This window comes from Cerasicoccus arenae (genome assembly GCF_014651635.1).
Classification (GTDB): domain Bacteria; phylum Verrucomicrobiota; class Verrucomicrobiia; order Opitutales; family Cerasicoccaceae; genus Cerasicoccus; species Cerasicoccus arenae.
This window is the reverse complement of sequence record NZ_BMXG01000001.1, coordinates 81102-91232: the sequence shown is the minus strand read 5'-3', so window position 1 is coordinate 91232 and position 10131 is coordinate 81102. Positions and strand designations below refer to the sequence as shown.

Here is a 10131-nt window from a genome sequence, read left to right as displayed (position 1 = left end):
CGTCGGGCAAGTTTTTCTTGGAAATTTACAATCCTGCCCTTGAAGGGGGGGGGGGGGGAGCTGGGTCTATATAGATAGTCAAAGAACAGAAAACGCGGCGACGCCTCGGTAAATCGAGATTTCGGCGGAGCAAGGCGAACGGCAAGGGCCTCGTGGGGAGTGGGTAGGGGCGCATCGGCATCCAGCCTATCTATATAAGGGTGTTCGTTATTCATGGCGGGGTAATGGGGGTTGATTAATGAAAATGCTATTTTGGACGATCCGCCTTGCTTTGGCAAGAAAAAGGTGTTCTTTTGTTTACTGTTAAATTTCAGCAATAATTACCAATCCCTGCTGGTAATCAAGCATTTGCAAAACCATGGAGCCGACGTGGATAGCATCGTCGAAAATAAATCTTAGGGGCACGCGCATTTACTCTTAAATGAATAACATCGTCCTCGCGGCTTGCTAATATTGGTGAACTATCCGTAGTTTTTGCCTGTGCCACATCATTCGGAAGTAAAGGACATTGATAGCGTGCTGGAGGCTCTCCGCGAACACGGGATGCGCATAACTGCCACGCGCAAACGATTAGTCAGCGTGCTGTTTGAGGCGGCGACCCCACTTTCCGTCGAGGCGATTCACCGCAAGCTAGGCCGCAACACTTTTGACTTGGTGACACTCTACCGGTGCCTCGGGGCCTTCGAGGAGGCCAGCGTGTTGCAGGTTGTGCGCGACGAGCAGGGCAAGGCGCTTTACGAAATGATCGATACCGCCCATGGCCATCACCACCACGTTATCTGTCGGAAGTGCGGCAAGATCGATTGCCTGGACGCCTGCATGATTGGTCCCTTTGAGGACGCTGCCCGCAAATTAGGCTACGAAGACTTGTCCCATCGCTTAGAACTCTACGGTCTCTGCGCGGGCTGTCGTTAAGGGCCGGATTGCCCTTAACGCCGCTTTGGGATACTCAACAGCGGATGATCGCTCTGGATTAATAGGAAAAGCTAATCGTCTCGCCGTTGTCCGTGGTGACTTCGAGCACGCCGCCATCTTCACTGATGACGAGCTCCGAGTAGTCTTCGCCGTTAACTGGTTGGATCGGGGCGTAGAAATAGTCTGCCAATTTGGGGTACGACACGGAGACCACGCCTTCTTCCAGAATATACTGCTGTCCGGCAGCAGCGATCTGACGCAGGTTATTGGTAATGGCTTTTTCGCGGCTCTGTTCGCGGACTTTCTGGAAGGCAGGGATGGCCATTGCAGCGAGTAGGCCGACGGTTGACACGCTTGTCATGGAGCCACCCGCCCCGCCCGGCGTTGGCCAGCGGCTGTCCGAGAAAATCATATTCTGGTCTACGGTAACGATTGCCGCAGAGCTCTTATCTTGGCGGGGGATACCAGCCAAGGGCATGTAAAAGGACATCATCGCTCTGGTCGCGGCTGCTTCCGGGACATTCTCGTAGATGTCATCGCGCACGTCGACGTAGGCGTTGAAGGCGTCATCTGAGCAATAGAACATCGCGTTGCCCTTTTCTGGAAAGTCAGCCGTGGCTTCCTGGAATTTGGCCGATTCCCGGAGCGTGGTTTTTCCGGAGAGGCACTCTTGCCAGAATGAGACATGAGAGACTATTGCGATATCCTGCCCCTGAACGATCAATGCGGGGTTCCATGAAGCCGTGTAAGCGGACGAGCTTTGAAGGGTCGTGGTGCCTTCGTTGTCGCGATAGACTTTAGCGCCCATTTCATCGCTTACTTCCATTTCGTCTACGGGGATTACGCCGTCTGTGACCAGCCAAGCCATATTCTTCATGCTTAGCATGAACTCGACGTTTGGCGCTTTCAGCGTGAAGTCTTCCTCGGGAACGGGGACATCAATTGGGTCGCCAAATCGGACCACAACATTGACCACCGTGTTGGATTTATCCAAGATTTCTTGCCAGCTTGGCCCCGTGTCGTTGGCCCGCGCAGACAGAAATCCCTGGGCGAATTGCTCGCCATTACCGGGGTTCATTTGCTCGGCAATGGTGTAAATCATGTCCTTGATCGCGCCGGAATTGAACATGTATTCGACAAAAATGTCGGTGTTTTCTGGGGCCATGTCCAGACCTGCAATGGTCATTGGCTCTGTGCCGGAGATGGTGAAAATCCCCTCCACACCATCGGGCATGTAGACGACGGATTTATTTCGGAAGAGGCTACCATCCTCATAGGAGCTGACGCCGTAGGCAGCCAGATTGCTGACACCCAGTGTCTTAATAATCGCCTCATAGGGGATCATGCCGAGCATCATCATCTGCATGTTGTCTGGCTGCATCTGCGCCAAGTTGCTCATGACGGCGGTCAGGCTGGCACCTGCCTGTTGCATGGCCCCACTGAAGTCCATGAACATGTAATTTCGCCCGCCGAGGTCGAGCCGAGCAGCCACGGGCTCGAAGTTGGGAGAGCGGTTGGCCACGGGGACCAGCGGAATCGAATCACCACTGGAGGCAGACCCACTGGTTGTTGTTTTACCGGGTTTGGAGCAGGCGCTGAGTGCCACGAGGCAACCAATCAGGAATGTATAACGAAATGCAATTTTCATGTATTAAAATAATTTCTGTGTGCGAAAGGATTCGAGGTCAAGCCTCCTTCACTGTTGCCGTAATATAATTACGGACGATCAATGATGGATTTGCCATAAACGTGACGCTTGCCATTGCCGCTGCCTTTGCCTGTAGTTGTGTCGGAAATCCGTGGTGCTTAAGCTTATCCATATTTTCGGTTGGTTCCTGGCGCGTTGCCCGGAGGCGTTTAGCCGCGCATTGGCGGCAGCCTTGGGCGACCTCATCTACGTGTTGCCTACCCGGCGTCGTCGCACGATCTTGGCCAACCTGCACCACGCTTTTCCTGAAATGGGAGAGGCCGCCCGCCGTGCCATTGCGCGCACCAGTTGCCGTCGCACGGTGGAGCTCGCGCTGCTGTTGCTCGTTTCGCCGCACTATAGTACAGAGCAACTCCGTGGGCGCTTTCAGATCGACCCATTCTTCGAAAAAGAACTCAACGAAAATGCGGAAAGCCCCGAGGCCGCTGTGGCGATCGTGCCGCACCTTTGCCTGATGGAGAGCCTGACGCTGTTGCCTACATTGACGGCTGGCCCATGCCCACCCATCGCCACCATTTATCGCCCCCTCAAACAGCGTGCACTGGAGGACTGGGTGCTGCGAACACGTCAACGCTTTGGCATGCGTTTACTCTCGCGCAAAGAAGGCTTCGCGGAGGCTATTCAGATGATACGTGATAAAAAAGTGGTCGCGATTCTCTTTGACCAGAATGCGGGCAACACGGGCTTGCTCAGTACGTTTCTGGGGCGGGTTTGCTCGTCCACGGAATTGCCGGGTATGCTGGCGGCCAAATACAATACGCGCTACGTGGCAGTGTGGACCGAGCGCACTGGCTTTTGGCGCGGTGTGCTCAAAATGGAAGAGCTTCCCAAGCCTGCCACGGCACAGGAGGGCGTGTTCATCGCCAATGACTGGTTCGAGAAAAAAATGATAGCGGAGCCTGCCTTTCGAACCGATTGGCTTTGGCTGCACGACCGCTGGCGTACGCAAGACCAAGCCAATCGCCGTTTGCAACTAAAACACCGTCGCGATGCGCTCCCCGACGAAATCGCTTGGCGCGGTTGGGATGGCCTGCCACGCAATACGCGCATCTGGATTCGCATGCCGAATTGGTTGGGGGACGTTGTCATGGCCCTGCCGCTCATCCGCGCAATCCAGCAAGCCCGCCCAGATGCGCAGATTACGCTATTGGCACGAAAACAATTCACCGCCTTTCTTAATTGCCTGCCCGGCATTGGTCGCGTGATTACTTTGCCGCCGAAGAATTCACATGAAGAAGGAACGTTTTTTGCGGATTGCGCATTGGAATACCCGGATACGCATATCCTTTTTACGAACTCATTTCGTGGCGACCGCGAAGCCAAACGCATCGGCGCACCTCAGCGTTTCGGCATTCTCCGCCCCGGCAAGTCCCGCCCGCTGCTCACACATCATTGGGCGCTGCCATCCGGCCTCGACGAAGCGACGATTCACCAGACGGAGCTCTGGCGGCAGTTCCTCGGTAGCTTTGGACTGGAGCAGCCCATCGATTTTACGCCGTTTAGTATCAACGATTTTAGCCATGCCGAGTCCTACACTTTGCAATGCAAAGCGTCTATCGGTCTGATCTGCGGTACGGAGAACGAACCAGCCAAGCGTTGGCCCGTCGACCAGTGGCGCGCGCTGATCGAACGCTTCCCAGAAGAACGTTTTGCGCTATTCGGCACGAAGAAGGATCGCGCGATTACGGCGCAAGTCGCCGAAGGATTTTCCGCAGATCGAGTCATGGACCTAGCTGGCCAGACGAGCATCAATGAGTTCGCTCAAGAGCTCGCAGCCTGCCGTGCTTTGGTCACAAATGACACCGGCGGCATGCATTTGGCTAACATGCTTGGCGTGCCGGTCGTGGTCATTTTCGGGCCGACGAATCCCATCCGCACTGGCCCCTGCTTCACTGCGCCCAAGGCGCTTTTGCAACCCCCTGATTGCGGCCAAACGGGCGGTGGGAGCATTGCTGATGTCACGCCTGAGCGAGCTGCTGAGGCCTTACAGGAGATTTTAGCCGGGCAGACCGATGCTTGAGCGCGACCGCCAGTTCATGCTCTTTGGCCTGTCGCCTGATCGCTATAACAAGCGGGGTGTCGTGTTACTGACGGGCGTCTGGTTCGGCGCGTTGCTCTTCGCTGGGCTGATAGCGCCGCTGGTTTACTTTGCCATGCAAAGTATCGCAGGAAGTGACCCTGACGGTTGGGCGGCGAGCCTGACCGCGCGGTCTTTTGACAAATTCGTCGACCGCTGTCGCTACGTCCCGATTTTGATTTTGCTGCCGTGGCTGATGCTGGTCGTCGGCCTTTTGGGGCGCTCACAAGGTTTCCTTGCGGCGAACGACTTGCGCAACCGCCCGGGCAGCGGGATCTGGTTTATCTGTTCGCTGATGCTGGGCTTGGGGCTGGGCGGGTTAATCTTCACGCTGCAACTCCTGTTCACGTGGTTTTGGCCGGGAGATGTCAATGGGGCAGGGGAGTGGTTCGTTGTCATTGGCGGCGCTGCGTTGAGCGCGATTTTGGTCGCGTTGATTGAGGAGATTTTGTTTCGCAGTTTGATTTTCCGCCTGTTCTACACCGGCTTCAAACCGGGTAAGGCGATCTTGTTTTCATCGATGATTTACGCCTACCTGCACTTCAGTGCGCCCGCAGAGTTTTTGGCCGGTCCGAATGCTGCTCCGGGCTTCTTTGCGGGGCTTCAGATTGCGCTGCTCAATGCGGTGGGTGCGTTCCTGAATTTCGATATTTTAGAGTTCGCCAACTACACGTCACTCGGTGCGCTGCTGTGCGTGCTGTATCTCCGTGCACGTTCGCTCTGGGCACCCATCGGGTTGCACGCGGGCGTGGTATTCATCATGCTGCTCTACCAGCGCACGGTTTGGGTGTTCCCTGATGAACTGCGTTGGCTGTTCGCTGGAGGTGGCCTGACAGATGGTTTGCTTCCACTAATCCTCACGCTTGCGCTCACGCTGTTGTTCGCCATACGCTTGCCGGTTTCTCGATCATGAGTTCCGCACCTGTTATCCATTGCATAGGCGACAGCCACGCCGGTTTTTTCACCGGACGGGATTCTATCTTCCCGGATAACAGCGAGGCGCGGCCATTACCTTTCTTCAAGGTCTATCACCTTGGCCCGGTTCTCGCCTACAATCTGCCCGAGACCAATACGACCACTGGCGGCCGCGAAAAACTCTTTGAGCTGCTCGCTGAAGAAATCCCCACTGGCGCTTGGGTAATGACCATCTTCGGCGAAATTGATTGCCGCGCCCACTTGCTTCGTCAGGCCGAGAAACAGCAGCGCCCGATTAATGAAATCGCCGCCAAATGCGCCGAGCGATACTTTGGCGTTGTCCGCGAAATTCGCGCCCGCGGTTTCCAGGTCATTGTCTACAATGCAATTCCTTCGCTGCCGGAAAAAAGCTCTTGGGCTGACGGCAAGGAGGATGAGTTTCCAGCCTATGGGACGCAGGCTGAGCGCAACGCTGCGATCCGCGCCTACAACGACGCCCTGCGCAAACTTTGCAACGTAGAGTCTGTGCCTTTTCTGGAGAATTTTGACCTACTCGTGGATGAATCTGGAAAGCCGCAGAAGGCATTCTACATGGATAAAATTCACCTCGCGCAGACGGCGATGCCGCTGACTCTCGAGCGACTGCAAGCGCTGTTTCCCGATTGCGATTTCCGCCCGCCGGAGCGTTACATTGCCGAGCAAGAGCAGGCGGCGCAAACCAGCAAACAAACTTCGATGACTGACATTCCCGGCTATCTGCGTCGCAAGGCGCTCAACTGGGGCGAGGCGCTGCATCCCCGCTCATTGGCGGCGATGGCGCGCGGCGCTTCCAAAGAAGAACTCAAGGCGATACGCCATGCCATGCGCCCGCAGCCTGCGCACCCTGACCGCAAGCGTGCAATCCTGCGTGAGCAAGGCGAGCGCTTCGGCTGCCGCATTTTTATCGAGACGGGCACCTATCTTGGGGACACCCTCGCAGCGTTGGAGGACGCCTTTGCGCAACTGCACTCCATCGAGCTAAGTCCACAGCTTTATCAGGATGCCAAGCGTCGCTTCAAGGACACGCCGCAAATTATGCTGCACCAAGGCAACAGCGGGGACGTGCTGCCGCATTTGTTGGAATCGCTCAACGAGCCATGCTTGTTCTGGCTCGACGGACATGCCTCCGGCCACGATACCGCGCAGCCTGATGAACTTACGCCAATTCTGCGTGAGCTTAAGGCGATCGTGGCGCATCCGGTGAAGAAGCATTGCATCCTGATCGACGACGCGCGTGAGTTCGGTCGTGGCAAGGGCTATCCCGCGCTCAAGCGCGTCAGCGCAATCGTCGAGGGCGTCTACTCTGGCTGGGAAGTCAGCGAGGACATCATCCGCATCACGCCATGAAAACCCTTCGCCGATTTCGTCCATATTTTCCGCTACTCAAGCCAGTTCGCATTGAGTTCGTGATCGCGTTGTTGTGTGGGTTAGCAGCGGGCGCGTTGAGTGGAGCGGGCATCCCCGTGTTGCTGTACAAGGTCGTGCCAGTCGTGTTTCAAGACCACGATTTAACGACGGGGGATCTCTGGTTTTACTGCTTATTGCCTGCGATGGTCATGGGTGCTCGCGGCATTTTTAGCTTCTACAATCTCTACCTGCTTGGCTTCTGTGGGCAGTCGATGCTGGAGCAACTGCGTGTTGATCTCTTTGCTAAGTTGCAGCGCTTGCCATTGGGTTTTTATCATAAGAACCCGCCCGGTGAGCTGGTATCGAGAGCTATGCAAGACACCAATCTGGTGCAGCAAAGTCTGATCGTAGTTGCGCAGGAAATCGTCAAACAGCCCGCGACCTTGGCGAGTGCGATTGGCTTCTTGGCGTTCCTGTCCATGAAGCATTCTCAGGTGGCATACTTGCTGATTTTCATCATCGCGATTCCGATTTGCATCGTGCCGATCCGGTTGATCGGAAAAAAGCTGAAGAAGAAGGCGACTATCTTGCAATTTGAGTTGGCGGAGACCACGAATCGCATTTGCCAGAACTTGGAAGCGACTCAGGAAATTCGCGCCTACAATCTGGAAGAACGCGAAACGACGCGCTTCCGCGAATCGGCGCAGCGTGTGTCGCGCGGCTTTTTGAAGATGGCGAAATACAATATTGTGCTGTCGCCGATCATTGAGTTCATCGGTGCCTTGGGCATCGGCGCAGGCCTTTACTATACGTATCAAAGTCGCATCGATGAAGGGGCATTCACGGCCCTTTTGGCGGCATTGTTTTTATGCTACGATCCAGTTAAACGTCTAGGCCAGCTTAACAACCGCATGCAGGAAGGCCTTGCTGGTCTGGAGCGTGTGGAGCACATCCTCCATGAAGATGAGCCGATCCGTGACCCTGAGAATCCACAGGTACTGCCTGATCCGGTTCGCGGCGAGGTGGCCTTTGAAAAGGTATCTTTCGCCTATGCCGAAGCGCCGGTGTTGCGCAGTGTTTCAGTGAAGCTCGAGCCTGGGAAAACCTATGCGCTTGTTGGTTCCAGTGGTGCGGGCAAGACGACATTCGCGAACCTGATCCTGCGTTACTATGATGTTGTCGATGGCCGAGTGACGGTGGACGGGCTCGACGTGCGGGCGATCACGCAACATGACTTGCGCGAGCAAATTTCCGTCGTCGCGCAAAGCCCGGTGCTCTTCAACGACACGGTGCGCGGCAACATTGCGGTGGGTAAGTTGGGCGTGTCCGATGAGGCCATTGAAGAAGCGGCTCGGAAGGCTTATGCGCATGATTTTATTTCGGCAATGACGGATGGCTATGCAACCGAAGTTGGCCCGAGTGGCGCACGTTTGAGCGGCGGACAGCGTCAACGTATCGCTCTGGCACGGGCATTTTTAAAGGATTCGCCGATCCTGATTTTGGATGAAGCGACCTCGGCTCTCGATGCCGAGAGCGAGCGTTTTATCCAGCTTGCGATGGAGGATCTCGCTAGAAAAAAGACGGTCATTGTGATTGCGCACCGTTTCAGCTCGATTCAGCGTGCGGACGAGATTCTAGTCTTCGAGGCTGGGCAGATTGTGGATCAGGGTTCGCACGATGAACTGCTTCACCGCGGGGGTGTTTACGGGAAACTTTACAAGGCACAGTCGTTAGACGGTTAAAAATCCACCACCCAGAATTTGCCCTGAGAGATGTCATTGGCGAGGGAAGCTGGTACCCAGCGCTCGGTGAATGCTGGCCCCCAGGAATCACTGACCGCAATTTCGTCGGTCTCTTCATTGTAGCCGATGATCATACAAGCGTGCCCCATCTCCATGTTAGGCTCAAGTGAAGGCTTGTCCTTTAACTTATCTTTCAAGGCCTCTTCCCAGTCCTTGGCTTTCGGATACTTCGCGCGCGCCTGCGTGTAGGAGTTGGCGAGGGCGTTGTATTCTGGAGTGGAAAACATGGTCCAGAGAATTGGTTGTCCTTGGTCAATATATTTGGCGACGTTGCGCGCTTTGAGTTTGATGCTGACACCTTCGAGCTTACGACCCGCGCTTTTTACGTAGCCTTCGGCCCCGTCGATCAACTCATGGACGTAGGTGCCGCCGCCGATTGAAGTGTTGCCCGCCATGGCGAGCAGATACATGTCTGCTCGAATGCCCATGTAGCGGAGCGCCCGCTCCAGTGTAGCCGGGACGCAATAGCCTTTAGGACCTTGGTCGACCATTGGGATATTGGTAATGATGACATCGCCGTTGGCCCTTTTCTGTACGTTTGCCTTGGCGGTTACCTTGAGCTCAGAGCTTGAGACGCGTTCAGGGCGACCGCGGTTGGCGGCAAGCTCTGGCGGCATGATTCGCACGGCGACGTATTCCTCATTCTGGACAGCGAGCATGATCGTATGGCCGTTCCAGTCCCAGACCTTGAGGCGTTCCTTCATGTTGCGCCCGGTGGCGGTGGTTTGTTGTTCGGGTTCGCCGAGCGTACTCAGTTGTTTGGTAATCGTTTCTCCATCGCTGTCGATGGCTTTGGCAATGGCGCTTTCGATTTGCTTGCTGTTCATCGCGAAGGCGTTTTTAGCCGAGTCGCCCTTGTTCGCGAAAATAATGGAGATCATGTCCACCTTACCGTCTTGGCCGTAGAGGGTGGAAGAATAGGGACGTGCACCGAACAAGAGGTCATCGGCCCGATTGTATTTTCGAAAGCTGGATTGCGTGGCGGTTTGGGATTCTTCGGGCCAACTTAGGCGTTTGGCGACATCGGAAGGAGCATCATCCCAGAGGACGCCGTCCACAAACAATTCGGCTCCAAAAAGTTCGTTGATTCGTTTAATTTTTTCCGGAGGAACTGTGGGTGCTTCTTTTGGTTTCCAGTTGCGGACGTAGGCCTGATCGGCAGCGGAGAGACGATCGAGATTCAGGGGAAATTCATTGCCATCGGAGCGACGAATAGTCACCGCGTCACCACCGTCGTAAGCGATGATTTCGGCTTCGAGTTCTCGGCCTTGTGAGTCTGTAAATGTCCGAGCCTGTGTTGTGCAGGCAATCATGAAAACGATTAAAAA

At 55.4% G+C, this 10131-nt stretch carries 8 protein-coding genes; 5 read left to right on the top strand and 3 right to left on the bottom strand.

Annotated features, from left to right (window positions below):
- Window positions 1-215: hypothetical protein (locus tag IE065_RS00415; protein ID WP_189510638.1), on the bottom strand; the 215-nt coding region annotated here is incomplete at its 3' end.
- 265 nt (window positions 216-480) lie between these two features.
- On the opposite strand from IE065_RS00415, the gene IE065_RS00410 reads away from it, so the two are divergent.
- Complete coding sequence (locus tag IE065_RS00410) at window positions 481-915, top strand: Fur family transcriptional regulator (RefSeq protein WP_189510635.1); 435 nt, start codon at window positions 481-483, stop codon at window positions 913-915.
- 58 nt (window positions 916-973) lie between these two features.
- Here IE065_RS00410 and IE065_RS00405 read toward each other — a convergent pair whose 3' ends face one another.
- Window positions 974-2563 (bottom strand): type IV pilin protein, encoded by a 1590-nt coding sequence (locus tag IE065_RS00405; protein ID WP_189510633.1) that lies wholly within the window; start codon window positions 2561-2563, stop codon window positions 974-976.
- A gap of 154 nt (window positions 2564-2717) precedes the next feature.
- On the opposite strand from IE065_RS00405, the gene IE065_RS00400 reads away from it, so the two are divergent.
- From IE065_RS00400 to IE065_RS00385, 4 genes are read left to right on the top strand one after another with little or no spacing between them, the layout of a single operon-like run.
- On the top strand, window positions 2718-4643 hold the full coding sequence (locus IE065_RS00400) for an LpxL/LpxP family acyltransferase (RefSeq protein ID WP_189510630.1): 1926 nt from the start codon (window positions 2718-2720) through the stop codon (window positions 4641-4643).
- The gene (locus IE065_RS00395; protein WP_189510627.1) at window positions 4636-5613 is read left to right on the top strand and encodes a CPBP family intramembrane glutamic endopeptidase; all 978 of its coding nucleotides are present in this window, start codon (window positions 4636-4638) and stop codon (window positions 5611-5613) included. Before IE065_RS00400 ends, IE065_RS00395 begins: the two co-directional genes overlap by 8 nt.
- On the top strand, window positions 5610-7001 hold the full coding sequence (locus tag IE065_RS00390; RefSeq protein WP_189510624.1) for an SGNH/GDSL hydrolase family protein: 1392 nt from the start codon (window positions 5610-5612) through the stop codon (window positions 6999-7001). Before IE065_RS00395 ends, IE065_RS00390 begins: the two co-directional genes overlap by 4 nt.
- Window positions 6998-8743: an ABC transporter ATP-binding protein gene (locus tag IE065_RS00385; protein ID WP_189510621.1), complete on the top strand. Its 1746-nt coding sequence runs from the start codon at window positions 6998-7000 to the stop codon at window positions 8741-8743. The genes IE065_RS00390 and IE065_RS00385 overlap by 4 nt, the downstream gene beginning before the upstream one ends.
- On the opposite strand, the gene IE065_RS00380 is transcribed toward IE065_RS00385, so the two are convergent.
- Window positions 8740-10116 (bottom strand): C39 family peptidase, encoded by a 1377-nt coding sequence (locus tag IE065_RS00380; protein ID WP_189510618.1) that lies wholly within the window; start codon window positions 10114-10116, stop codon window positions 8740-8742. The genes IE065_RS00385 and IE065_RS00380 overlap by 4 nt on opposite strands.
- Window positions 10117-10131: the final 15 nt, after the last annotated feature.

Bases quoted from the DNA above. Each gene is read 5' to 3' on its own strand.
- IE065_RS00385 (WP_189510621.1), top strand. From the start codon at position 6,998: ATGAAAACCCTTCGCCGATTTCGTCCATATTTTCCGCTACTCAAGCCA.
- IE065_RS00395 (WP_189510627.1), top strand. From the start codon at position 4,636: ATGCTTGAGCGCGACCGCCAGTTCATGCTCTTTGGCCTGTCGCCTGAT.
- IE065_RS00405 (WP_189510633.1), bottom strand. From the start codon at position 2,563: ATGAAAATTGCATTTCGTTATACATTCCTGATTGGTTGCCTCGTGGCA.
- IE065_RS00380 (WP_189510618.1), bottom strand. From the start codon at position 10,116: ATGATTGCCTGCACAACACAGGCTCGGACATTTACAGACTCACAAGGC.
- IE065_RS00390 (WP_189510624.1), top strand. From the start codon at position 5,610: ATGAGTTCCGCACCTGTTATCCATTGCATAGGCGACAGCCACGCCGGT.